The organism is Streptomyces sp. NPDC048696 (genome assembly GCF_043198895.1).
Lineage (GTDB): Bacteria > Actinomycetota > Actinomycetes > Streptomycetales > Streptomycetaceae > Streptomyces.
Genome location: NZ_JBICVJ010000010.1, coordinates 300,450 through 324,008, shown reverse-complemented (window position 1 = coordinate 324,008; position 23,559 = coordinate 300,450). Strand labels below are relative to the sequence as shown.

Genomic DNA, 23,559 nt, shown 5'->3' with positions numbered 1-23,559 from the left:
GTGTGCGATGCCCTGGCGGACCGTCAAGACGGTGGGGTGGCGCGGCGGTTCAGCCGTGCAGCAGTTTCCGCTCCGTCTCCGGGTCGAGTCCGACCCGGGGGCGGTCCGGCCGCTGCGGCGCCTCGCCGCCGATGGACTCCAGCCACGCCCAGGTGTCCGCGACCGTCTCCTCCACGGGACGGCAGCGCAGCCCGGCGAGTACGGCCTTCCACACGTTCGAGCAGTGCATCGTGGTGTGCAGCTCGCCCGGCGGGATCCACACCGGAAGGTCGGTCCACGGCTCGACCCCGGCGGCCAGGATCGGCTCGGGGTCGGTCCAGCGCAGCACCGCCCCGCCGCCGGTGACGCGTGCGCAGGCTTCGAGCAGCGCGCCCATGGTGGTGTGATCCGGCGGGCTGACCAGGTTGTACGGGCCGCAGAGCCCGAAGTCCGCGGCGCTGACGATCCACTGGGCGAGGTCCCGGACGTCGATGTACTGCACCGGCAGATCGCGCGGCCCCGGCGCGAGCACCTCGCCGCCGCGCGCGATGCGCCCCAGCCACCACGGCAGCCGCCCGATGTTCTCCCACGGCCCGAGGATCAGCCCGGCCCGCACAAGCAGCGAGCGCTCCTTGCCGAACTCCCGCTCGACGGCCAGTTCGCCGCCGCGCTTGGCCTGCGGATACGCCGCCTCGCCGGCGTCCGGCGACCCGTCGACCAGGGGTGCGCTCTCGTCGGCCCCGGCCGGGGACGGGTGCGGGTACACGGACCGGCTGGAGACGTACACATACCTGGCCGCGCGCCCCTGGGCCAGCAGTCGCGCCGCGTCCCGGACCGCCGAGGGCGCGCCCGACCAGGTGTCCACGACCACGTCCCACTGCCCGTCGCTCAGTGCGGCGAGCCCGCCCTCGGCGGTCCGGTCGCCGTGCAGCGCGCGCACGCCGTCGGGCGCCTCGTGGCGTCCCCGGTGAAAGACCGTCACCTCGTGCCCGCGCGCCAGCGCGGCCTCGGCGACGGCGCGGCCGACGAACTCCGTACCACCCAGTATCAGCAGTTTCATGTCCGCAACTCTGCCCGCCCGGGCGGGTCCTGAGAACCGCTGCATGCTCAGGGCGGAATCTGTTCGCTCACGGGCGATAGAGCTGGCCGGGCTTCGGAGGCGCGGGCGCGAGGAGCTGCGGGACGGTCACGAAGGTGAAGCCGCGCTCCTTGAGCGTGTCGATGATCCCGGGTACGGCGGGCACGGTCCCGTCGTAGATGTCGTGCAGCAGGATGACGCCGTCGCGGTCGGCCTGGTCGAGGATGCGCTTCTTGATGAGGGCCGAGTCGTTGGTGGAGTAGTCCTTGGCGGTCGCGCTCCACAGGATCTGGGAGAGCCCGAGCTCCTTGCTGACCTTGGTGACCGTCTTGTTGGTACGGCCCTGCGGCGGACGCATCAGCACGGGCTTGCGGCCCGTCAGCTTCGCGACCGCCTCCTGGGTGCTGCCCAGCTCGGTGCGTATCTCGTCGGCGCTGAGCTTGTCCAGCCGCTCGTGCGACCAGGTGTGGTTGGCGACCTCGTGCCCCTCGGCGGCGATGCGGCGCACGGTGTCCGGGTACTTCTCGACGTGGTTCTTGCCGAGCAGGAAGAAGGTGGCGTGGACCTTCTTCTCCTTGAGCGTGTCGAGCAGTTGAGGGGTGCGCTCGCCCGGCCCCGCGTCGAAGGTGAGGGCGATGCACTTGGCCTTCTGGCAGTCGGTCCCGGCCGCGCCGGAGCTCTGGGCCAGTGCCTTGGTGTCCAGTGCGTCGTTACGGGCGGAGCGCGGCGAGACCGCGTTGTCGGAGCAGCCGGTCAGCGCGAGGCCCAGCGACGCGACCGCGAGCAGCGCGGCGGCCGACCGCCCCCGGGCGCGGCGGACTCCGGTACCCCTACCCCTGTTGCGCATGACAAGACTTCCCTTCCGCCTGGACCAGATCATGAACCGGACTATACGCGAGGTGTATACACGCAGTGCATAGTGGGGTGGTGTTCGAGGAGGGTCCAGGGAGAGGGGCTTGCTCGCGTGGGGCGGCCGAGGCCTGCGGTTACTTGTTCCGGGTGCCGGACCGGCCCGGGCCCTTGCGGCCGGAGGCGCCGGCCCTGCGCGCGGAGGAGCCCTTGCGCGGGGCGTCCTTACGGGCGGGAGCGGCCGGGGCCGAGGCCGCGCCGCTCCAGTGGGAGGGGCGGTCGAGGCCGTCCGGAAGGAGCGTGGCGGCGTCGCCCCGCGCCGCGTTGACCTGCGTCTGGGTGAGGAAGAGGCAGTCGGTGAGGTCGGCGCCCGCGAGGTTGGTGTCGCGGAAGTCCGCGCCGATCACATCGGCCAGCCGCAGGTCGGCGCCGCTCAGGTCGGCCGCGATGAGATACGCGCCGCGCAGATCGGCCCCGCGCAGGTCGGCGCCCTTGAGCCGGGCCCCGAACAGGTCGGCGCCCCGGCGGTCCTTCTTCTTGCCCGGGACCTCGGCGCGCACCAGCTCGCTGGTCCGCAGCAGCAGGGTGTTCACCTCGGCGCGATACGCGGCCACGTCCAGGCCGAGCAGGGTGTCCACGTCGCCGAGGGTCAGGCGCTCGATCTTCTCCAGCTCGGCCCGCACCTGGCGGTGGACCGGGCGGGCGGCCGGGCGGGCCAGCGCCTGGGAGAGGTACCAGAGCAGCTCGTGGAACTGCCGCATCACGGGGAGCGCGGCGAACATCTGCCGCGCGCCGTCCGGGGTCTCGCGCCAGTTGTGGCCGGCGAAGGTGACCTGGGAGATCTTCTGGCCCGCGCCGAAGCAGTCGTAGACCGTGCAGCCCTGGAAGCCCTGGGGGCGCAGCTTGTCGTGGATGCCGCAGCGGAAGTCCTGCTGGAGGTTGGGGCAGGGGTCCCCGACGGCCTTGTCGATCGCGAAGTCCGTCGACTTGGAGAACGCCAGCGCGACGCAGCACAGGCCGAAGCAGTTCGCACAGTCGGCCCGCAGCTCGGATGGATCGGACAAGGCTGCTGGTCTCCTGTGCTCTCGGCCCCGGGAAGGCTGGTGATCGGACCCGTCACGGGCCGCATGGGCGCGCTTACGGGCAGGTCAAGCCTATCGTCCGGGTGGGGACCGGTCGGTGCGCCGGTCGGCGGCGGCCCAGGGCGGGCGACCGGGTCGCCGGCGTCCTACGCGGCTTCGTCGAGCTCCGCGGTGGTGGCCGCCGCCCACAGGGTGAGAAGGCGCTCGTACTCCTCCGAGGGCCAGCCGCCGTCCGCGTCCGCGCTGTCGACCAGATCGCGGATCGCCTCGTTCGCGGCGTCGGCGTCCGGCAGTACGGAACCAGGGTGGTGGGCGGAATGGGACATGCGTCCAGCCTAAACGCACCCTCCGACAATCTGCCCCGAACTTTCACTGCCAGGTCCGTCACACGACCGTCCGCCATCCCTCACACGTCCTCCACGCACGTGTGGCGGACGCCGGGGAATCGGCGGTACGCGCGCGCTGTTCTCCTGGCCATGACGCGATTCGACGCACACCAGGAAGCACTGCTCAAGCTGGTCGCCGGGCACAAGGGCGGCGTGCTGGTCACCCTCAAGCGCGACGGGCGCCCCCAGCTCTCCAATGTGATGCACGCGTACTACCCGGACGAGGGAGTGATCAAGGTCTCCCTCACCGACGACCGGGCCAAGACCAAGAACCTGCGCCGCGACCCGCGCGCCAGCTACCACGTGACCAGCGACGACCGCTGGGCCTGGACCGTCGCCGAGGGCACCGCCGACCTCTCCCCGGTGGCCGCCGACCCGCACGACGACACCGTGGAGGAGCTGATCTCGCTCTACCGCGACCTCCAGGGCGAGCACGCCGACTGGGACGAGTACCGGCAGGCCATGGTCCGCGACCGCCGTCTCGTCCTGCGGCTGCGTGTCGAACGCGCCTATGGCCAGCCCGCGGGCTGAGCCGTCCCCGGTGGGTCGCTGCCGTGTAACGCCGCGGTTCCCGCGTTGTCGTACCCGCCGCACATAATGGAACGACCCCGAGCCCCTGGAGGTGCCGTGACCGGCGCTGGTTCTCTGCTTCCACTCCGCGCCCGGCTGCGCGAGCTGCGGCCCGACGCCTTCGGGGCCGACCCGGCGGGGGAGCGGCTGGAGCGGATCCGCCGCTCGCCCAACTTCGCGGACGGGGTGTTCCAGAACCCGGAGGGCGCGCGGACGCGGCCGTCCGGCTCGATGCTGGAGTTCGCCAAGATCTACTTCCAGAAGGAGCAGCGCGCGCTGCGTGCGCCGGTGGGCAACATCCCGGTGCACGCGACGACGCTGGCCGACCTCGCCAAGCCGCCCGTCACGGGCCTGCGGCTCACCTGGATGGGGCACTCCAGCGTGCTCGCCGAGATCGACGGACGCCGGGTGCTCTTCGACCCGGTCTGGGGCGAGCGCTGTTCCCCGTTCGCCTTCGCCGGGCCCAAGCGCCTGCACCCGGTCCCCTTCCCGCTGGCCTCGCTCGGCCCGGTCGACGTGATCGTCATCTCGCACGACCACTACGACCACCTGGACCTCCCCACCATCCGCGCCCTGGCCGGTACGGAGACGGTGTTCGCGGTGCCGCTCGGCGTCGGCGCCCATCTGGAGCTGTGGGGCGTCCCGGCGGACCGCATCCACGAGCTGGACTGGAACGAGTCGACGAAGGTCAACGGAATCACCCTCACCGCCACCCCCGCACGCCACTTCTGCGGCAGGGGCCTGCGCAACCAGCAGCACACCCTCTGGGCGTCCTGGGCGGTCGCCGGGCCGGAGCACCGGATCTACCACAGCGGCGACACCGGATACTTCGGGGGCTTCAAGGACATCGGCGCCGAGCACGGCCCGTTCGACGCCACGATGATCCAGATCGGTGCGTACAGCGAGTTCTGGCCGGACATCCATATGACTCCGGCCGAAGGCGTACGCGCCCACCTCGACCTCCAGGGCGGCAGGCCGCACGGCGTCATGCTGCCGATCCACTGGGGCACCTTCAACCTCGCCCCGCACCCGTGGGCCGAGCCGGGCGAGTGGAGCCTGGACGCGGGGGAGGAGGCCGGGCAGACGGTCGCCACACCCCGTCCGGGCGAGCCGTTCGAGCCCGCCGGCGCCGTCCCGACCGACCCCTGGTGGCGGGCCGTGGCCGCGCCGACCCCGCACCCCTGGCGCCGCCCCAAGCCGGCCGTGCTGGAGGCGAAGCCGGTCCCGACCGACCTCGACCTCGCGGCGGAGCGCTGAGCGAGGCGAGGAAAGGCGCGGGGCGCCGCGGCGTCGTCGTCCGGCCGATCGCCGGTGCGCCCTTCGAACCCACCTCGGAAAACCCGCGCGCGCGGTCCGCGGCCCCATGGCCGTGATCCGGCCAAACACCCGCCGACGTCGCGCCATTTCGCGCTGTCGTGCGACGCGTAATACCAGAGCGGGACGCGGCGCGGGGAACTTTCCCAACTGCTCACCGAGGGCGAGGGGTTGACCACTACCGTGAGTGGTCGACGATCAACGCGGGTCCGTATAGGTTGAGTTGGACCCGACGCCACGATCTCTGGGACCCCACGTACCGAGGACGCAGATGTCTCATCTTCGCGCACCCGCCGCGCGGTCCGACCGCCGTGAGGGCGGGCGGCACGGACGTACGGCACACCGGCCGCAGCCCCCGGCCGCTCCCACCGGCACCCCGGCCCCGGCGGCCCGCCCGCCGAGCGGGCAGCGGCCGCCCGCCGAGGCCCGGATACGGCCGCAGCTGCTGCGCGCGGCCGTACTGCCCGCCGTGGTCGCCGTGCTCTGCGGCGCGGCGGCCGTCGTCGGCACGCTCCACTCCACCCACGCCCACCCCTCGCCGCTGCTCTGGGCGGCCCTCGGCGGAGTGGCGGTGCTGGCGCTCGCGGCCGTGGCCGCCGCGGCCGTGGGCGCGGACCGGGTCGCGAAAACCGTGCTCGGCCGGGCCAACAGCCTGCGCCGGGGCAGCGCCCGCTCGGCCGCCGACCTGCGTACCGTCGTCGAGGGGCTGCGCCGCGGCGAGGGCCCGCCGACCCGCCGGGGACCGGCCCAACTCCCCCCGGGTGCCGATGAGTTCGAGCTGCTGGCGCATGAGCTGACCCGCTCCCACGAAGCGGCCGTGGCCGCCGTGGTGCAGGCCTCGCAGCTCTCCAGCAGCGTCGGCAACGAGCAGAAGGTCGAGGTCTTCGTCAACCTCGCCCGGCGTCTGCAGTCCCTGGTGCACCGCGAGATCCAGCTCCTGGACGAGCTGGAGAACGAGGTCGAGGACCCCGAGCTGCTCAAGGGCCTCTTCCATGTCGACCACCTCGCCACCCGCATCCGCCGGCACGCGGAGAACCTGGCCGTCCTCGGCGGCGCCATCTCGCGGCGTCAGTGGTCCCACCCGGTCACCATGACCGAGGTGCTGCGCTCCTCGATCGCCGAGGTCGAGCAGTACCCCCGGGTCAAGCTGGTGCCGCCGATCGACGGGACGCTGCGCGGCCACGCGGTCGCCGACGTCATCCACCTGCTCGCCGAACTCGTCGAGAACGCCACGCTGTTCTCCGCCCCGCACACCCAGGTGCTGCTCCGCGCCCAGCTGGTCACCGCCGGGCTCGCCGTCGAGGTCGAGGACCGGGGCCTGGGCATGCCGGTCACCGAGCAGAACAAGATGAACGCGCTGCTCTCCGACCCCGATCAGGTGAATGTCGCCCACCTCCTCCAGGACGGCCGGATCGGCCTGTTCGTGGTCTCCGCGCTGGCCCGCAGACATGGCATCGCGGTCCGGCTGCAGACCAACATCTACGGCGGCGTGCAGGCCGTACTGGTGCTGCCGCAGGGCCTGTTGGGGGCCGACACCGAGAGTGCCAAGGACGGCGGGCGGGACGCGGCCGCGCCGGTCGCGCAGCAGTCCGCGCGCACCCCGCTCCCGGTCCAGCCGCAGCCCGCGGCCCCGGCGCCCGCCCCGCAGCCCGCGCCCCTGCCGACCACCGCGCCGGCGCCCACGCCCGCGCCCAAGGCGCACCGCACGCCCGCGCACGGCACCCCGCTGCCGTCCCTGCCGCGTCAGCCCCAGCATGGCGAGACCGTCTCCACGAGTGGCACCGCGCCCCTTCCGGTGCGCGCCTTCCACGAGGAGCGCCCCAACCCCGCGGCCGCCGTCCCGGGCGTCCACCGCGCGCCGGGCGAGACCCCGGCGCAGCCCCCGATACCCCTGACGAGCGGTACGGTACGCGCCGCGGCCGGCCGTCCGGATCTGCCCCGGCGCCGCAGCCAGGAGCACCTGGTCCCGCAGCTGCGGGACGCCCCGGCCGTACGCAAGGAAGACGAACACGCCCTGCACGACCCGGGGTTGATGGCGGCGTTCCAGCGGGGCATCGGCCTCGCCGAGTCGCAGCCGGCCCCGCCCGACCATTCAGCAGCACCGCAGTCGCAACCGCACCACCTCTCAGCCCCGTTACACCACCCCCAGGCCGAAACTGACGCCGAACACTCCAAGGAGTAGATGCACCATGGCGAGCGATGCGCCGACCGGACACGTCTCGGATCTCGACTGGCTGCTCAGCGGCCTTGTCCAGCGTGTGCCGTATACACGCAACGCGGTCCTGCTCTCCTCCGACGGGCTGGTGAAGTCCGTGCACGGTCTCGACGTCGACAGCGCCGACCACATGGCCGCCCTCGCCTCCGGCCTCTACTCCCTGGGCCGCAGCGCGGGGGCGCGCTTCGGCGACGGGGGAGAGGTGCGCCAGGTCGTCGTGGAGCTCGATTCCACGCTGCTCTTCGTCTCCACGGCGGGCTCGGGCACCTGCCTCGCCGTGCTCGCCGGCCGCGAGGCGGATGCGGCGGTGCTCGGATACGAGATGGCGATGCTGGTCAAGAGCGTACGGCCGTACCTCGTGACCCCGGCCCGGCAAGGCGCCGGAACGCCGAGCGGCACGAGGCACTGAGCGTGCCGGCCCCGCAGGACGGACCATGGCTCGACGACGACGCCGGGCGGTTGATCCGCCCGTACACCGTGAGCAATGGACGCACCCGGCCGACCGCCACCCTGGATCTGCTCTCCCAGGTGATGGCGACCGGGACACCGCCCCGGACACCGCTCGGGCCCGAGCACTCCCAGGCGCTCGGGCTGTGCGAGGGGCCGACCTCGGTGGCGGAGATCGCGGCCCATCTGCGGCTGCCCGCGGTCGTCACCAAAGTCCTGCTGTCCGACCTGGTGGAGTGCGGTGCGGTGACGGCCCGTGCGCCCCGCTTCCACCACACCCCCACCGACCGATCTCTGCTGGAGGCAGTGCTCGATGGCCTACGACGACGGCTCTGACGCCAGCCCCGCCGTGGATCTCTTCCCCACCGCGCTGAAGATCCTTGTCGCCGGCGGGTTCGGAGTCGGCAAGACGACCTTCGTGGGCGCGGTCAGCGAGATCGAACCGCTCTCCACCGAGGAGCTGCTCACCACGGTCAGCGTGGCGCACGACAGCCTCGAAGGCGTGGAGTCCAAGACCACCACGACGGTCGCCATGGACTTCGGCCGTATCTCCCTCGACGACCGGCACGTCCTGTACCTCTTCGGCACGCCCGGGCAGGAGCGCTTCTGGTTCATGTGGGACGAACTGTCCGAGGGCGCCCTCGGCGCGGTGATCCTCGCGGACACCCGCCGCCTTGAGGACTGCTTCTCCGCGGTGGACTTCTTCGAACGCCGCGGCATCGGATTCCTCGTCGCCGTCAACGAGTTCGACGGGGCCTACCGCTACACGCCGGACGAGGTGCGCTCCGCCATAGACCTCAAACCCGAGGTTCCCGTCGTCCTGTGCGACGCCCGGATCGGCAGCTCCGGAATCGGGACCCTGGTCACCCTGGTCCAGCATCTGCTGGCCACTTTCCCGGCCGCCACCAGCCATGGAGCCCACACATGACGTACGACCCGACCGGCCATCTGCTGCTCACCCCGATCGACCGGGAGGCGCCCGTGCGTGTGCAGCGGCTGCGCCAGCTCGGCATGGGGGAGCAGCCGGATCCGGCGTTCGACGACTTCGCCCACAAACTCGCCGAGGTCACCGCGGCGCCCTATTCGATGGTCAACTTCATCGACGAGAACCAGCAGTTCTTCGCCGGGCTGCACACCCCCGAGGGCGCGCACTCCACCGCCGATCTGAACGCGGCGGCCTCGGCGGGCGGGGTGAGCCGGATCATGGCGCGCGACCACGGGTACTGCCCGCACGTGGTGGTGCGCCGCAAGGCGCTCGTCCTGGAGGACGTCTGCGACTACCCCCGGTTCGCCGGCAACCCGGTCGTCGACGAGATCGGCATCCGCTCCTACCTCGGTGCCCCGCTGATCGACCGTACCGGGATCGCGCTCGGTACCATCTGCGTGGTCGACACCGAGCCCCGCCCGTGGGGCCGGGCCGGTCTGGAGACGATCAAGTCCATGGCGGCGGAGCTCATCGAGCAGATCCACCGCCGCGAGGACGGCGGCTTCTGACCGCCGTCCTCGCCGGCCATCGCGGTCAGTGGGCCGCCGCGAGCTCTTCCGTGCGTACGAGCTCGGAGAGCCGCTGGGACCACTGGCCCTTCGCGGTGCCCAGGGCCACCTCCGCCAGCCTGAGCAGCTGTACGTCCGAGGTGCCGGCCGGGGCGAAGATGTGGTGCGCGTCGCGCAGATAGCGTTCGATCGGGCGGTCGGTGAACAGTCCGGCCGCCGCGTGGATCTCCATGGCGCTGCGCGCCGAGTCCAGCGTGGACTCCACATTGACCACCTTGGCGTTCATCAGCTCCGCGTCGCACGGCATCCCCTGGTCCAGCAGATGCACCGCGTGATAGGCGGCGAGCCGGGCGGTCATCAGCCGGGACTGCAACTGGCCCAACTTGATCTTGACGTTGGTCAGTTCATGGAGCGGCTTGCCGTAGCGGATGCGCTCCGAGCAGAACCTGGTGGTCTCCTCCAGGATCGCCCGGTGGATACCGAGCGAGACGGCCGTCAGATTGGCGCGGCCGTAGAGCACGCTGGAGGAGTAGGCCACGGCGAGCCCGTCGCCCTCCTCGCCCAAGCGGCTCTCCACCGGCACCCGGCAGTTGTCGAAGTACAGCTCGCCGAAGCTGAAGCCGTGCAGCCCCATCGTGTCGCGCTGGATGCCGGCGGTGCACCCGGGCCGGTCGGATTCGACCAGGAAGGCGGTCAGCCCCCCGGAGCCCGGCCCGGTGCGGACGACCACGCCGTGCAGATCGCCGACATGGCTGTTGCCCACGTACACCTTGCGGCCGTTGAGGATGTAGTCGTCGCCGTCGCGCACCGCGGTGGCGCTCATGCCGAGCACATGGCCGCCGGACTCGGGCTCGGTCACCGCGATCGTCGGCAGGCAGTCGCCGGCGGAGATGGCCGGAAGCCACTGCTTCTTCTGCTCCTCGCTGCCGAAGTGGACTATTTTCGCCACCCCCAGCTGGGAGGCCTGTGCCATGGCGCCCATGGCCCCGCTGACCCGGGACAACTCCTCGATGATGATGGTCTTTCCGAGGTGCCCGACGCCCATGCCGCCGTACGACGGACTCACGGTGGCTCCGATCCAGCCCTGCCGGGCGATGAGCCGTGACAGGTCGTACTGGACCGAGCGCGCCGCCTCCATCGCCGCTATCCGGGGCCGGACCTCGTACTCGGCGAACTGCCGCACCTGTTCCCTCAGTTGGTGGTGCAGGCGGCTGCTGAAGTATCCGTCCATGGCGAGCCCTCCTCCGCGAAACGCCTGCCCGTATGGGTGTTCGGGCAGGTGGTGCATCGGCAGTGGTCCCCGTCCCGAAGAGGCCGACCCCATCATGTTGTGGATCATCCGGTGGCGCTTCAACGCGATTGTCAACTTTGGCCGAAACGCGGCGTGTTGACGTTTGGGTACTGGTGTTTCGTGTGAGGTTGGCCTCCTCGGTTCCACTCGGTTGGCATTCCCCGGACTCAACTTTTTGCCACATGCCAAGGGCAAAGGTTTCGTGGGTATCTGGCACTGAGGGACAGCTTTCGGTCCCGGATGCGCACATCGACGGCATCGAGGAGCACCCGCGAACGTGATCGGACAGCGGGCCCGAACGCATACGGACGCGCCCGTTGCCGCCCGGAACCAGGGTACGACGGTGTGCGAACCTGATCGTTTCGCCGTACGGGGATGAACGCCCGCCGGGGTCCCGCGCGTTGGAGTGCCCGCAGGGGGCAGCGGCGCGAAATAGTTGTCGTAGGCGCTTGCCCGGCGTGCGGTACCGGCTCGGGCGCCGCTGTCACCATCGGGCAGCGGATCACCCGGACAAGGCCGGGCCATCAACCCGCTCGGACCACAAGGAAGTTGACCATGACCGACCTGCGTATCGGCGCCCTCGGCTTCGGCCTGCGCGGCAGCCTCGCCCGCGTGGCCCACCGACCGGGCCGCGGCTCCCGGCTCACCGCGCTCGCGGACCCCGACCCCCGCGCCCGCGCGGAAGCGGCCGCGGCGTTCCCGGACGCGGCGATCACGAGCGATCACCGCAAGGTCGTCGAGGACCCCGACATCGACGCCCTGCTCATCCTCACCCCCGACCACACCCACGCCGACCTCGCCCGCGAGGCCATGCGGAGCGCCAAGCCCGTGTTCGTGGAGAAGCCCCTGGACATCTCGGTCGAGCGCTGCGACGCGATCCTGCGCACCGCGTACGAGACCGGGAGCAGGCTGTACGTCGGCCACAACATGCGCCACATGCCGGTGGTCCGGCTGATGCGGGACCTGATCGAGCGCGGTGCGGTCGGCCGGGTCAAGACGGTCTGGATCCGCCACTTCGTCGGCTACGGCGGCGACTGGTACTTCAAGGACTGGCACGCCCAGCGCGAGTACACCACCGGCCTGCTGCTCCAGAAGGCCGCGCACGACATCGACGTACTGCACTGGCTGGCCGGCGGCTACGCGCGCGACGTCCAGGCCATGGGCGACCTCATGGTCTACGGCGACAACCCGCACCGCCGCGCGCCGGGCGAGCCCAAGGCGGACGACTGGTACACCAAGGACGGCCACTGGCCGCCGCACACCCAGCGGGCCCTGAACCCGGTGATCGACATCGAGGACGTCTCGCTCCTGAACATGCGCCTGGACAACGGGGTGCTCGCCGCCTACCAGCAGTGCCATTTCACCCCCGACTACTGGCGCAACTACACGGTCATCGGCGACGCCGGGCGGCTGGAGAACTTCGGCGACGGCCCGGGCAGCCACATCAAGGTGTGGAACGCCCGGCGCTCGCACTACCGGGAGGAGCCCGACGAGCTCCACGAGGTGGCTCCGGCGCCGGACGACTCGGGGCACGGCGGCGCGGACCCGCTCCTGATGGACGAGTTCCTGCGCTTCGTACGCGAGGGAGGCACCACCGACACCTCCCCGGTGGCCGCCCGGATGGCGGTGGCGGCGGGCTACCAGGCGACCATGTCGCTGCGTGACGGCGGCACGCCCCGCCGGGTGGAGCCGCTGGATCCGGAGCTCGCGGCCTATTTCGCGGCGGGCCAGCGCCGCTGAGGCGGGCGGCTGGCGAAAGGCGTTCGTGACCACCGGTAGAAGTGCGGTATTGTTCTCGTGCACGTTCGGCCGGGGGAAACCCCAGGTCAGACGGGCACCGGGACGTGGCGCAGCTTGGTAGCGCACTTGACTGGGGGTCAAGGGGTCGCAGGTTCAAATCCTGTCGTCCCGACCAGCGTTTTCGCAGGTCGGAAGCCGTCTTCTCATTTCGGGAAGGCGGCTTTCCGTGTTTCTCGACGCCGATCGCGCCCGGTCTCGCGCGGATCGCGCCCGGCGGCAGGGCCCTGTCCGGCCGGAGCCCGTCACGAGATATCTTGATGTCGAGCAATGTTGCATACGTGGAGTGGAGCACCCGGTGACTGACTCGACCATCATCTACACCCACACTGACGAGGCGCCCGCGCTGGCGACGTACTCGTTCCTGCCTGTGGTCCAGGCGTATGCCTCGACGGCCGGGGTCACTGTGGAGACGCGGGACATCTCGCTGGCCGGGCGCATCATCGCCCTCTTCCCCGAGTACCTGCTGGAGGGCCAGCGCATCCCTGACGCCCTCGCCGAGCTCGGTGAACTCGCGAAGACGCCCGAGGCGAACATCATCAAGCTGCCGAACGTCTCGGCCTCGATCCCGCAGCTCAAGGCCGCGATCGCCGAGCTGCAGGGCCAGGGCTACGCGCTGCCGGACTACCCGGACGACCCGAAGTCGGACGAGGAGCGCGACATCCGCGCCCGCTACGACAAGGTCAAGGGCAGCGCCGTGAACCCGGTGCTGCGCGAGGGCAACTCCGACCGCCGCGCCCCCGCCTCGGTCAAGAACTACGCCAAGACGCACCCGCACCGCATGGGCGCCTGGACCCCCGAGTCCAAGACCAACGTCGCCACCATGGGCGCCGACGACTTCCGCTCCACCGAGAAGTCCGCGGTGATCTCCCAGGCGGGCTCGCTGCGCATCGAGCTGGCGGGCGAGGACGGCTCCACCACGGTGCTGCGCGAGTCCGTACCCGTCCTCGCGGGCGAGGTCGTGGACGCGTCCGTCATGCACGTGGCGGCCCTGAACGAGTTCCTGGCGGCGCAGATCGCCCGCGCCAAGGCCGAGGGCGTGCTGTTCTCGGTGCACCTCAAGGCCACGATGATGAAGGTCTCGGACCCGATCGTCTTCGGTCACGTGGTGCGTGCCTTCTTCCCGAAGACGTTCGCCGCGTACGGCGCCCAGCTGGCCGCGGCCGGTCTGAGCCCGAACGACGGTCTCGGCGGCATCCTGAACGGCCTGGCCGCGCTGCCCGAGGGCGACGCGATCAAGGCGTCGTTCGAGGCCGAGCTCGCCGAGGGCCCGGAGCTGGCGATGGTCGACTCCGACAAGGGCATCACCAACCTGCACGTCCCCTCGGACGTCATCGTCGACGCCTCCATGCCGGCCATGATCCGCACCTCCGGCCACATGTGGGGCCCGGACGGCCAGGAGCAGGACACCCTCGCGGTCCTCCCGGACAGCAGCTACTCCGGTGTGTACCAGGTCGTCATCGACGACTGCCGCGCCCACGGCGCCTTCGACCCGTCGACCATGGGCTCGGTCCCGAACGTCGGCCTCATGGCGCAGAAGGCCGAGGAGTACGGCAGCCACGACAAGACCTTCGAGATCGCGGCCCCGGGCACGGTCCGCCTCGTCGACCAGGACGGCAACGTCGTCCTGGAGCAGGCCGTCGCCGCCGGTGACGTCTTCCGCGCCTGCCAGACCAAGGACGCCCCGATCAAGGACTGGGTGAAGCTCGCCGTCACCCGCGCCCGCGCGACCGGCGACCCGGCCGTGTTCTGGCTGGACGAGACCCGCGCGCACGACGCCAACCTGATCGCCAAGGTCGAGCAGTACCTCGCGGAGCACGACACCGAGGGCCTGGACATCCGTGTCCTGTCCCCGGTCGAGGCCACCAAGCTGTCGGTGGAGCGCATCCGCAAGGGCCTGAACACGATCTCGGTCACCGGCAACGTGCTGCGTGACTACCTGACCGACCTGTTCCCGATCCTGGAGCTGGGCACCAGCGCCAAGATGCTGTCGGTCGTCCCGCTGATGGCGGGCGGCGGCCTGTTCGAGACGGGCGCCGGCGGCTCCGCGCCCAAGCACGTCCAGCAGCTGGTCAAGGAGAACTACCTGCGCTGGGACAGCCTGGGCGAGTTCTTCGCGCTCGCGGCCAGCTTCGAGCACCTGGCGACGACCACGGGCAACGCGCGCGCCCAGGTGCTCGCCGACACCCTCGACCGCGGCACGGCGACCTTCCTCAACGAGGACAAGTCCCCGACCCGTCGCGTCGGCGGCATCGACAACCGCGGCAGCCACTTCTTCCTCGCCCTGTACTGGGCCCAGGAGCTGGCGAAGCAGACCGAGGACGCGCAGCTCGCCGAGGCGTTCGCGCCGCTCGCCAAGACGCTGGCCGAGCAGGAGCAGACCATCGTCGACGAGCTGATCGCGGTGCAGGGCTCGCCGGCCGACATCGGCGGCTACTACCAGCCCGACCCGGCGAAGGCGGCGGCGGTCATGCGCCCGTCGGCCACCTTCAACCAGGCGATCGCCACCCTCGGCTGACCTCTCGGTCCCGCGACCGAGGATGGCGGACCCGTTCCGTCGTGGCTCACCCGTTCCGCCCCGGCCGGTTCCCCCGGCCGGGGCGGTCCCGTTTTCGCTACGGACCGCCCCGTATTTCGCTACGGACCGCGCCCGACGACCCGCCAAAGCGCCCGCGCGCTGGCACCATGGGGAAATTCCGGCGCCGTCCCAGGGGGAGCAGCGATGGTCGAGTTGTCCGTGGAGGAGCGCCAACGGCTCGTCACGCTCCTCGCCGCCATGCCGCTCCTCGGCTCGCCGGACGGCCGCGCCGAGATGCTGGCGCTCGCCGGGCTCGGCGACCTCGTCCCGCACATCGACCTCGGCGGCCCCGCCCTCGTGGCGGTCAGCCGTATCGTCACGTATCTCGGCGCGTACGGCCGGATCAGCCACGACCACGAGGCGCTGGGGCTCTTCCTCAACCTGGTCGCCACGCTCACCGGCCGGGAGCACCGGGACCTCCTCGCCGCGCTGCTGCTGCGCCACCGCATGATGGTCCCGGTCGCGCCGGCCCAGGCGGTGGCGAGGTGGAGGGGCGCCAGTGGCCCCGGCCGGGTCGAGGAGAAGATCATCACCAGCAACACGCTGCGGCCCGTCCACTTCCTGGAGCTCGCCCTGGCCGCCGCACGCCCGGTCTGCCACATCGTGGTGGCGGACGGCGCGAGCCGCTGGACCGGCACCGGGTTCCTGATCGCGGACGACCTCCTGCTCACCAACGAGCACGTACTCCCGCACGCGGGCCTGCTCGAAGGCGCCCGCTTCCTCTTCAACTACGAGGACGACGCCACCGGCAGACCACGCCCGGTGAGCACCGCGCGCGCCACCGGGCGGCTGTATCTCGCCGACGCCCGCCGCGACTTCGCCCTCGTCGAGCTGGCCGACTCGCCGGGCACCGAGTGGGGCCGCCTGGAGCTCGCCGAGACGCCGCCGCGCCCGGGCGACCGGGTCAACATCGTCCAGCACCCGGCCGGGCGTCCCAAGCAGATCGCGCTGCAGAGCAACTTCGTGGAGTACGTCGACGCCGATGTCGTCCAGTACGTCACGGCCACGCTCCCCGGCTCCTCCGGCGCCCCGGTGCTCACCGACGACTGGCGCGTCTGCGCCGTCCACCACGCCGGCGGCACCCTCCAGGAACCGGCCACCGGCAGCTACTACTACCGCAACGAGGGGTTCCTGCTGAGCGGGATCCTGCGGGAGCTGCCGCCGGACGTCCGCTCCCGCCTCGGCTGACCCATCGGCGCGACCCCGGAGACACCGCCATGCCAGACGCCGACCGCACCGCACTGCGCGGCAGACTCATCCAGAGCTTCGCCTCCCTGCCCGGTATGAACGAACCGGGCCAGCGGACGTTCCTCCTGGAGCACGCCGGATACGGGCAGCTCACCCAGCGGATCGCCCCGCAGCTGAGCACCGTCGCGTTCTTCACCGAGGCCGTCGGCGCGGTGGCGCGCGGCGGCCCGCGCGCTCTGTCGGACTTCGTCGCGGCGCTCGCCTCGGTCGCGGTCGTCGGCGTGGACCGCCAGGAGGCGATGGCCCGGCTCGCCGCCGAGGTCGCCCGGCTCGACCCGGCCGACCTCGACGCGCTGACCGCCACCGGAACGCCGTACGCGGGCCTGCGCGAGCGCGCGCGGACCGCCACCCTGCGGGAGATCTCCGAGATCGGCTCGAAGTACCTGCGCGAGCTCTACTTCCGCCACCGCGAACTCGAAGAGCGGGTAGAGGAGTTCCTGGCCGACGACAGCACCTGCTTCCTCGTGGTCTCCAAGCCGGGCCGCGGCAAGACCAGTCTGCTCTGCTCGCTGGCCGAGCGCCGCCTCGGCGACTCACTGGTGCTGCTGATGTCGGCCCGTGTCCCGGTCTTCGACCCGCGGGGGCTGCTCGACCTGATCGCCGCCCGGCTCGGCTACGGCGCCGACTGGCCGGGCTGCTTCGCCGACCTCGCCCGCACCGGGGGCCCCGGCCGCCCGCCGCTGCTGCTCCTCGACGCGATCAACGAGTCCCCGGCCAAGCCGGACGCCATGAAGGCCGCGCTGCACGAACTGCTGCGGCAGGCCGAGAGCGCGGGCGTGAAGGTGGTCGTCACCTGCCGTACCGACTTCTGGCAGTTCTACCGCGCCCCGTTCTGGTCCAGCTATGTGCGCCGGCGCGAACTCCCGCAGTCCGCGCCGAGATCCGGCGCCACGACCCGGGTCGAGGACGTGCCGCTGTTCCCGGCCGACTCCTTCCCCGCGATCGCCGCCGCCTACTTCGCCGCCTTCGGCATCCGCGGCGATCTGCGCGGCGAGGCCGCCGAGCGCTGCCGCCATGCCCTGGTGCTGCGCATCCTGTGCGAGGCGTACCGCGACCGGGAGATCGGCGTCGTCGAGGACTTCCGGCTCTTCCGCCTCTTCAAGCTCTTCTGGGAGCGCAAGGTCGAGCAGGTCGCCGACGCCACCTCGCTCAGAGGAAGCGGCGCGGTCGCCGAACTCGTCCTGGAGGTGGCCCGGTTGATGCGGCAGAGCCGCTGCACCTCGGTGCCGCGCAGCGTCGTCGCGGCCACCCTGCGCTACGCGCCCGCCGAGCTCGACAGCAGCGACTCGCTCTACAGCCGGGTCATCGACGAGGAGATCATCCTTGAGGAGAGCATCGACGACGAGATCGGCGTACGCAACGTCGTCTTCATCTACGACCGCTTCGCCGAGTACGTACTTGCCCTGAGCCTCTACGTCGACTGCGGCTGGGCGGGCAAGCGCCCGGCCGCCATCGCCGACGACGCGCTCGACCTGATGGCCCAGGAGCCCGGATTCAGCACCCTGCGCGGCGCGTTGGAGTTCCTGGTGCTGCGCCTGGAGGACCGCCGGGCGGACGACCGGGCGCACCTCGCGGTGATCCGGGCGATGCTCGGGCGCGACTGGAAGTGGCGGGGCATCGGCACCCAGCTGGTCTTCCAGCTCGACCCGCACCGGGGCCGCGTGTTCTGGGACTTCGTGGACGAACTCGCCTCGCAGGAGTACGACTTCGTGCGCCGCATCGTCGCCGAGCAGCTGCACCGCCTGGCCCTGACGAGCGGTTCACAGGTGCTGCGCCCCCTCAACCGTCTGGCGTGGGACGCGAATTCCACGGTACGGGCGTCGGCGCGCCGCACCCTTTTGCGGCTGCCCCCGGCCGTGGCCGCCGACGAGGTGACGCTGCTGCTCGCCCGGCCGTACGGCGACGCGCTGGAGCTCGCGGCCCGGCTGCTTGTCGGCGCGCCCGGCGGGGACGCGCCGGTGCAGGCCGAACTCGCCGCCCGGCTCGTGGGCGAGCACTATCTGGGCGAGCGGCTGCGTGAACTGGTCGTCGCCGCACTGGAGACCACGAGGGGCGTCGCCTACACCGAACTGCCGTGGCTGGCCGAGTGCGAGGACGCGTTCGCCGCGGCGCCGGTGCCGTCGGCCCCGCACCTGCGGGCGCGCGTGCGGGCGATACGGCAGCAGCGCGCCCGGGACCTGGAGCAGGACCGGTTGTTCGTGCGGACGATGTACGAGTGGGCGAGTGATCTGCTGGGCGCCGAGGGGCGGCCGGTCGCCCTCGCACCGGCGCGTGGCGGTCGCCACGGCTTCGGCCAGGGCGCGTCGGCGGGCGACGGACCAGGGGCTTCCGGGGACCTGATGGAGCTGGCCGAAAGCGTGTGCCAGGAGATGTGGTCGCGCTTCGGGCCCCGGCTCCTGCGGCTCGGCGGCGGCATCGAGATCATGGACGCCCCGCGTCAGGTGGCCGAACTGTGGTTGATCTGCCACTGGGTTGAGCGCGACCGGCCCGGCCCGGAGCAGGGCCTTGACGAGTGGGTCGCGTTCTGCGTGCGTACGGCGGCGAGCGCCGGGCACCGGCTGCCGCAGAGCGAGGCGCGCGCCCTGGCGCACCCCGAGCAACTGGCGCTCTGGCTCTGGGAGAGCGGGCGGCGGGAGGGGGAGCGCCGGAGCGGCATCGACGCGTTGGAGGAGCGGCTGCGGGGCCTGCCGGAGGAGCTGCTGGCCGACGAGTTCGCCCCGTACGAGTACCGGGAACCGATGACGCGGAACCCGCTCGCGGATCTCCTCGAAGCGCTCTGCCGGGTGCTGCGGGACCGGCCCGCGATGCCCGCTCGGGTGCTCGCGCCGCTGGTGGTCTGGCACGAGACGCGCGACAGCCCGCTGGTGGACGAGGCGCTGGCCGAGCTGCACTGGATGGACCCGGACGCGTTCTGGCTGGTCCTCCAGTCGTTCCTCAACCACCCTGACCAGCGGCTGATCGATGTGGCCGCGCGGGCGGGGGAGCGAGCCGAGCGGGCCGACGAGAGCGGGTCCGACCGGCGCCGGGAGGTTCTGGAAGGACTGGCGGAGATCATCAACGAAGTGACGGGCGTGCCGGTCGAGGAGGTGCGGATGGGGGCGGATTTCCTCACCGACCTGGACATCGACTCGCTGTCGATGGTGGAGGTGGCCGTCGCCGCCGAGGAGCAGTTCGGCCTGAGCATCCCCGACGAGTCCCTGATGGGTCTGCGGACGGTACGGGACGCGGTCGACTTCATCGTGAAGAAGCGTTCTCAGAGCGTGAGTTGACGGGTCATCGGCTCAGTGCCGCCGACGCGCGTCCGGTGCTGAGGCGCCCGCTCGGCGCCGCCTCGCGCGGCCACACCGCCGTCGCCAGCGCCGCCGCCGCGAGGGATACCGCGCCCAGGACCGTCGCCGTCACCGGCAGCCCGGCGCCCGCCGCCAGCCACCCCGCGAGCGGATACGTCAGCAGCCAGCAGCCGTGCGAGAGGGAGAACTGGGCGGCGAACGCGGCCGGGAGGTCGGCGGTGGCGGCGCAGCGGCGGATCAGCCGGCCGCCGGGGGTGAGCACCGCCGAGCCCGCGGCGCCGATCGCCGCCCAGGTGGCCAGCGCGCCCGCCCATGTCCAGCTCCCGCGCGGGGCGAGCGTGGTGGCGGCCACCGCGACGAGCACGGCGGGCAGGGCGAACGCCGCCGGGAGCATCACCGCGCGCTCGCTCACCCGGGCGAGCAGCCTCGGGAGCAGCAGCGCGGCAACGATGGAGCCCGCCCCGTACGCGCCCAGCGCCAGCGACACCGCACCCGCGCCCTGGCGGAAGTGGCCCCGGACCAGCACGACGGTGTTGACGAACACCATCGCGCCCGCGGCGGCCACCGCCAGGTCGAGCGCGAGCAGTGCCCGCAGCCGTGGGCTCGCCCAGAACAGCCGGACCCCGAACGCGGCCTTGGCGTAGGCGCCTTCGGTCCGGGTGACCGGCCTCGCCCGGGGCAGCACGGCCGAGACCACCAGCGTGGCGGAGCCGAGGAAGCCGAGGGCCGTGCCCGCGAACAGCCAGTTGTAGGAGACCAGCGTCAGCAGCGCCGCCGCGAGGGCCGGGCTGAGCAGGCTCTCCAGGTCGTAGGCGAGCCGGGACAGGGACAGGGCGTGGGTGTAGTCGCGCTCGGCGGGCAGGATCTCGGGGATGGTCGCCTGGAAGACGGGGGTGAACGCGGCCGAGGCGGCCTGGAGCAGGAAGATCAGCGCGTAGACCTGCCAGACCTGGGAGACGAACGGGAGCGTGAGGGCGACGCCCGCGCGGGTCAGGTCCGTCGCCACCAGCAGCGCCCGGCGCGGGATCCGGTGCGCGAAGGCGCCGACGACCGGGGCGACGCCCACATAGGCCACCATCTTGATCGCCAGCGCGGTGCCGAGCACGGCCGAGGCCCGGCTGCCCGCCATGTCGTACGCCAGCAGGCTGAGCGCGACCGTGGCGAGGCCGGTGCCTATGAGCGCCACGACCTGTGCGGTGAACAGATGGCGGTAGGTGCGGTTGCGCAGTACGGACAGCATGGGACCCGTCCCGGGGCGCGAGAAGGTGCTGGGACCTCCATCGTAATCAATGTGTGCGTACCTATGCACATGTTCGCCGAAGACCGGCTCCGGGGCTGCGGGGCGCGGGGGTGTCAGTCGTGTGGCGGAAGGGCGCTGAGCTGGTGGTCCGCCACGTTCAGGGCCTCGTCGACGAGGCGGCGCAGATGTCCGTGGCGCAGCGAGTAGACCACCCGGCGACCCTCCTTGCGGGTCGCGACGAGACCGGCGAGACGGAGCTTGGCCAGGTGCTGGCTCACCGAGGGGCGGGCGGCGCCGCACGCTTCGGTGAGGGTGGTGACATCGGCGTCGCCCGTGCCGAGTTCCTTGAGCAGGGCGAGGCGGGTGCGGTCCGCGAGCAGCGTGAGCACGCCGACGGCGACATCCAGGCGCTCGTCGTCGCCGGTCGTGCGCGGGTGCGGGGTGTGCGCATCTGACATCTGCTTGCTCGCGCTCATGGGGCCCATCGTAGAGCGCCGGTACGGGCCCGCCGGATGGCCCGCCCGCACCGCAGCGGCGGTCAGCGGGTGGGTATCACTCCGCCGTCGACGCGGACGACCTGGCCGGTGATGTGCCGGGCGGCGGGCGAGGCCAGGAAGCGGACGACCTGCGCCATGTCCTCGGGCCGGCCGGCCCGCCCCACCATGGTCTCCGCGACCCGGGCGTCGTGGAACTGCTGCGAGCGCCGGTCGCGGAAGAACTCGGTGTGGTCGACATAGCCGGGCGCGACCACGTTGCAGGTCACCCCGCGCGGCCCGAGCTGGCGGGCGGCGAAGATGTTCCAGCTGTTCATGGCCGCCTTCGCGGCGCCGTACGAGCCCGCTCCCCGGTCCGCCGCGAACGAGCTGATGTTCACCACCGCCCCGCCGGACACCAGCTGCTTGTCGACGGCGGCCGTGGTGAGCACCGCGCCGAGCAGATTGGCGTCCAGGTTGGCCCGCCACCGCTCGGCGAGCGAGCGCAGATCGCCGGGCGGCGGGGCGTCGAACTCCCGGTTCCCGCCCGCGTTGTTGACGAGGACGTGCAGGGCGTCCGGCAGCCGCTCGCCCAGCCGCTCCAGCTGCTCGGGGTCGGTGGCGTCGCACGGCAGCGCGGTCACCTTGCCGCCCAGTTCCTCGGCAGCCCGCCGCAGCACGTCTTCGCGCCGGCCGCTGATGACGACGTGGTCGCCGTCGGCCAGGAAGGCCGCCGCGATCGCCTTGCCGATGCCGGTGCCGCCACCGGTCACCAGGACGGTTCGAGTCATCTCCACACTCCCCAGAGGTCGTTGCCGCGTGCCGGGCTGTCGTGGTCAGGCCGTGGTCCCGAAGGCCCGGGCCTCCATCAGGTCATGGCTCAGATAGCCGTCGTGCGGACTGGTCCGGCCCGCGGTGTACGTGGGGATGGGGCCGAGCAGGACCTTGCGGATCGAGCGCTCGCGCAGCGCCTCGCGGGCCAGCTCCTCGTCGCCGCCGAGGATCGTCAGCGCGAGCGTGTCCTTCAGCAGGCCGAAGCCCTCGGCGCGCTGCCACGGCAGGATCCACACGCACGGGAACGACAGCTCGATCCGGGCGCCGGGGTGGTCGGAGCGGTCGCAGAGCAGCACCGCCGGGCGCAGCGCGCCGGACCCGTCCCCGAGGTCCGCCACCGGCCCGTCCGGGTAGAGCGGCGCGGCCACGTCCACCGCGCCCGCCAGGCTGCCCGCCAGCTGGGCGCGCAGCGCACGCGCCTCGCCCAGCGGCAGTACGGGCACCTGCGCGTCGGCCGACTGCGGCGGGGCCGCGGTCAGCCGGGCCAGCCGCTCGGCCACCGCCGCCGCCAGGGTCGCCGGGTCGGCGTCGGTGAACACGGCGGTCGCGTTGGTGCAGCGCATCCCGGCGTCGTAACCCACCGACGCGCAGATCACGTCGAGTGTCTCCTCGGTGATCTCGCCGGTGTGCAGCAGCTTGGAGCGGCCGGGACCGCGCAGGATCACCCGGCGGTCCTCGCCGTAGCGCCGGACCGCCGCGTCACCGCCGTACACCAGACTCAGATCGGCGGCCTCGACCAGCGCGTCCCCCGTGGCATGGCTGCCGGGAAGCAGCGACAGGTAGTGCGGCGCGACCCCCGCCTCCAGCAGCGCGGCGATCATCCGTGCCGGGGTGAACGGATCCCGTGTTCCCGGCCGCACCACCAGCCGGTACCCGCAGGCCAGTGCGGTGAGCCATTGGGTGTGCGTACCGGGGTTGTTGCTGGGGGCGATCACCGCCAGCACGTCCCCGCGCCGCGTCCACACCGCGCCGATCTCCCCGGGCGCGGGCCGTGCGCCCGCCCCGGCCGGGCGCTCGGCCAGGAACCGCGCCCCCACATTGGCGAACGTCTCGGCGACGTCCTTCAGTGAGTGCCGGGCCACCGCGACGGGCACCCCGGCGACCCGCGCCTGAAGCTCGCAGTAGCCCTGCGGTGAGAGCCCGTTGAGGGTCGCGGTCTCGAAGTGGCGGCCCGCCTCGGCCAGTTGCCCGGGTGTCGGTGTGCGCTCCTCACCGGCCCGCGCGTCCGCGACGGTGAGCCGGGCGAGCAGCGGTGGCGCGAGGTGGACCGTGGCCAGCAACGTGCCGTCCACACCCGTGAGTTCGGCGCGCTCGGACGACTGCCGGGCCCGGCCGGCGCGGATCAGCGGGATCTCGTACAGATCCTTGGCGTCAAGGTCTTTGGCCTCGCCCAT

20 protein-coding genes and 1 tRNA gene are annotated in these 23,559 nt (G+C 72.1%); 12 read left to right on the top strand and 9 right to left on the bottom strand.

Annotated elements, in window-relative coordinates; all coding sequences use genetic code 11:
* Positions 1–49: 49 nt before the first annotated feature.
* From ACGFRG_RS23095 to ACGFRG_RS23080, 4 genes are all read right to left on the bottom strand, one after another.
* Positions 50–1,039 carry an NAD-dependent epimerase/dehydratase family protein gene (locus tag ACGFRG_RS23095; protein ID WP_393266619.1) on the bottom strand — a complete coding sequence of 330 codons (990 nt, stop codon included), beginning with the start codon at positions 1,037–1,039 and terminating at the stop codon, positions 50–52.
* A 67-nt stretch (positions 1,040–1,106) separates the two neighbouring features.
* A complete protein-coding gene (locus ACGFRG_RS23090) occupies positions 1,107–1,904 on the bottom strand; it encodes a polysaccharide deacetylase family protein (RefSeq protein ID WP_393266616.1) in 798 nt (265 codons plus the stop codon).
* A gap of 139 nt (positions 1,905–2,043) precedes the next feature.
* Entirely contained in the window at positions 2,044–2,970 is a 927-nt protein-coding gene (locus ACGFRG_RS23085; protein ID WP_393266613.1) for a pentapeptide repeat-containing protein, read from the bottom strand.
* A 164-nt stretch (positions 2,971–3,134) separates the two neighbouring features.
* On the bottom strand, positions 3,135–3,314 hold the full coding sequence (locus ACGFRG_RS23080; protein ID WP_188278653.1) for a hypothetical protein: 180 nt from the start codon (positions 3,312–3,314) through the stop codon (positions 3,135–3,137).
* Positions 3,315–3,464: 150 nt separating this feature from the next.
* Between ACGFRG_RS23080 and ACGFRG_RS23075 the strand changes: the two genes are divergently transcribed.
* The 7 genes from ACGFRG_RS23075 (at position 3,465) to ACGFRG_RS23045 (ending at position 9,414) form a co-directional block, all read left to right on the top strand.
* A complete protein-coding gene (locus ACGFRG_RS23075; protein WP_361419052.1) occupies positions 3,465–3,905 on the top strand; it encodes a PPOX class F420-dependent oxidoreductase in 441 nt (146 codons plus the stop codon).
* 96 nt (positions 3,906–4,001) lie between these two features.
* Positions 4,002–5,201, top strand: coding sequence for an MBL fold metallo-hydrolase (locus ACGFRG_RS23070; protein WP_361419049.1), 1,200 nt, complete (start codon positions 4,002–4,004; stop codon positions 5,199–5,201).
* Between the two features lie 328 nt (positions 5,202–5,529).
* Positions 5,530–7,440, top strand: a complete 1,911-nt coding sequence (locus ACGFRG_RS23065; protein ID WP_361419046.1) for an ATP-binding protein — start codon at positions 5,530–5,532, stop codon at positions 7,438–7,440.
* 7 nt (positions 7,441–7,447) lie between these two features.
* Entirely contained in the window at positions 7,448–7,882 is a 435-nt protein-coding gene (locus ACGFRG_RS23060) for a roadblock/LC7 domain-containing protein (RefSeq protein ID WP_101391062.1), read from the top strand.
* A gap of 2 nt (positions 7,883–7,884) precedes the next feature.
* Positions 7,885–8,256: a DUF742 domain-containing protein gene (locus ACGFRG_RS23055; protein ID WP_361419043.1), complete on the top strand. Its 372-nt coding sequence runs from the start codon at positions 7,885–7,887 to the stop codon at positions 8,254–8,256.
* Positions 8,234–8,848 carry an ATP/GTP-binding protein gene (locus ACGFRG_RS23050; RefSeq protein WP_361419041.1) on the top strand — a complete coding sequence of 205 codons (615 nt, stop codon included), beginning with the start codon at positions 8,234–8,236 and terminating at the stop codon, positions 8,846–8,848. Before ACGFRG_RS23055 ends, ACGFRG_RS23050 begins: the two co-directional genes overlap by 23 nt.
* Entirely contained in the window at positions 8,845–9,414 is a 570-nt protein-coding gene (locus ACGFRG_RS23045) for a GAF domain-containing protein (RefSeq protein WP_361419038.1), read from the top strand. Before ACGFRG_RS23050 ends, ACGFRG_RS23045 begins: the two co-directional genes overlap by 4 nt.
* A gap of 25 nt (positions 9,415–9,439) precedes the next feature.
* Here the strand turns inward: ACGFRG_RS23045 and ACGFRG_RS23040 are convergent, their stop codons facing one another.
* Positions 9,440–10,645 (bottom strand): acyl-CoA dehydrogenase family protein, encoded by a 1,206-nt coding sequence (locus tag ACGFRG_RS23040; RefSeq protein ID WP_361419035.1) that lies wholly within the window; start codon positions 10,643–10,645, stop codon positions 9,440–9,442.
* A 615-nt stretch (positions 10,646–11,260) separates the two neighbouring features.
* Between ACGFRG_RS23040 and ACGFRG_RS23035 the strand changes: the two genes are divergently transcribed.
* The 5 genes from ACGFRG_RS23035 to ACGFRG_RS23015 all read left to right on the top strand — a co-directional run bounded on the left by ACGFRG_RS23035 (position 11,261) and on the right by ACGFRG_RS23015 (position 19,597).
* Complete coding sequence (locus ACGFRG_RS23035; RefSeq protein WP_361419033.1) at positions 11,261–12,445, top strand: Gfo/Idh/MocA family oxidoreductase; 1,185 nt, start codon at positions 11,261–11,263, stop codon at positions 12,443–12,445.
* A gap of 98 nt (positions 12,446–12,543) precedes the next feature.
* A tRNA-Pro gene (locus ACGFRG_RS23030) sits at positions 12,544–12,620 on the top strand.
* Between the two features lie 180 nt (positions 12,621–12,800).
* Positions 12,801–15,020 carry an NADP-dependent isocitrate dehydrogenase gene (locus ACGFRG_RS23025; RefSeq protein WP_393266605.1) on the top strand — a complete coding sequence of 740 codons (2,220 nt, stop codon included), beginning with the start codon at positions 12,801–12,803 and terminating at the stop codon, positions 15,018–15,020.
* 204 nt (positions 15,021–15,224) lie between these two features.
* Complete coding sequence (locus ACGFRG_RS23020; protein WP_393266603.1) at positions 15,225–16,268, top strand: trypsin-like peptidase domain-containing protein; 1,044 nt, start codon at positions 15,225–15,227, stop codon at positions 16,266–16,268.
* A gap of 3,092 nt (positions 16,269–19,360) precedes the next feature.
* The gene (locus tag ACGFRG_RS23015; protein WP_393266679.1) at positions 19,361–19,597 is read left to right on the top strand and encodes an acyl carrier protein; all 237 of its coding nucleotides are present in this window, start codon (positions 19,361–19,363) and stop codon (positions 19,595–19,597) included.
* A 4-nt stretch (positions 19,598–19,601) separates the two neighbouring features.
* On the opposite strand, the gene ACGFRG_RS23010 is transcribed toward ACGFRG_RS23015, so the two are convergent.
* From ACGFRG_RS23010 to ACGFRG_RS22995, 4 genes are all read right to left on the bottom strand, one after another.
* Positions 19,602–20,858 (bottom strand): MFS transporter, encoded by a 1,257-nt coding sequence (locus ACGFRG_RS23010; protein WP_393266600.1) that lies wholly within the window; start codon positions 20,856–20,858, stop codon positions 19,602–19,604.
* Between the two features lie 113 nt (positions 20,859–20,971).
* Positions 20,972–21,334: a metalloregulator ArsR/SmtB family transcription factor gene (locus tag ACGFRG_RS23005; protein ID WP_361419021.1), complete on the bottom strand. Its 363-nt coding sequence runs from the start codon at positions 21,332–21,334 to the stop codon at positions 20,972–20,974.
* Positions 21,335–21,396: 62 nt separating this feature from the next.
* Positions 21,397–22,122, bottom strand: a complete 726-nt coding sequence (locus ACGFRG_RS23000; RefSeq protein WP_393266597.1) for an SDR family NAD(P)-dependent oxidoreductase — start codon at positions 22,120–22,122, stop codon at positions 21,397–21,399.
* A 45-nt stretch (positions 22,123–22,167) separates the two neighbouring features.
* Positions 22,168–23,559, bottom strand: a complete 1,392-nt coding sequence (locus tag ACGFRG_RS22995) for an aldehyde dehydrogenase family protein (RefSeq protein ID WP_393266594.1) — start codon at positions 23,557–23,559, stop codon at positions 22,168–22,170.

Bases quoted from the DNA above. Each gene is read 5' to 3' on its own strand.
- ACGFRG_RS23095 (WP_393266619.1), bottom strand. From the start codon at position 1,039: ATGAAACTGCTGATACTGGGTGGTACGGAGTTCGTCGGCCGCGCCGTC.
- ACGFRG_RS23090 (WP_393266616.1), bottom strand. From the start codon at position 1,904: ATGCGCAACAGGGGTAGGGGTACCGGAGTCCGCCGCGCCCGGGGGCGG.
- ACGFRG_RS23080 (WP_188278653.1), bottom strand. From the start codon at position 3,314: ATGTCCCATTCCGCCCACCACCCTGGTTCCGTACTGCCGGACGCCGAC.
- ACGFRG_RS23075 (WP_361419052.1), top strand. From the start codon at position 3,465: ATGACGCGATTCGACGCACACCAGGAAGCACTGCTCAAGCTGGTCGCC.
- ACGFRG_RS23065 (WP_361419046.1), top strand. From the start codon at position 5,530: ATGTCTCATCTTCGCGCACCCGCCGCGCGGTCCGACCGCCGTGAGGGC.
- ACGFRG_RS23060 (WP_101391062.1), top strand. From the start codon at position 7,448: ATGGCGAGCGATGCGCCGACCGGACACGTCTCGGATCTCGACTGGCTG.
- ACGFRG_RS23050 (WP_361419041.1), top strand. From the start codon at position 8,234: ATGGCCTACGACGACGGCTCTGACGCCAGCCCCGCCGTGGATCTCTTC.
- ACGFRG_RS23045 (WP_361419038.1), top strand. From the start codon at position 8,845: ATGACGTACGACCCGACCGGCCATCTGCTGCTCACCCCGATCGACCGG.
- ACGFRG_RS23040 (WP_361419035.1), bottom strand. From the start codon at position 10,645: ATGGACGGATACTTCAGCAGCCGCCTGCACCACCAACTGAGGGAACAG.
- ACGFRG_RS23035 (WP_361419033.1), top strand. From the start codon at position 11,261: ATGACCGACCTGCGTATCGGCGCCCTCGGCTTCGGCCTGCGCGGCAGC.
- ACGFRG_RS23020 (WP_393266603.1), top strand. From the start codon at position 15,225: ATGGTCGAGTTGTCCGTGGAGGAGCGCCAACGGCTCGTCACGCTCCTC.
- ACGFRG_RS23010 (WP_393266600.1), bottom strand. From the start codon at position 20,858: ATGCTGTCCGTACTGCGCAACCGCACCTACCGCCATCTGTTCACCGCA.
- ACGFRG_RS23005 (WP_361419021.1), bottom strand. From the start codon at position 21,334: ATGAGCGCGAGCAAGCAGATGTCAGATGCGCACACCCCGCACCCGCGC.
- ACGFRG_RS23000 (WP_393266597.1), bottom strand. From the start codon at position 22,122: ATGACTCGAACCGTCCTGGTGACCGGTGGCGGCACCGGCATCGGCAAG.
- ACGFRG_RS22995 (WP_393266594.1), bottom strand. From the start codon at position 23,559: ATGGGCGAGGCCAAAGACCTTGACGCCAAGGATCTGTACGAGATCCCG.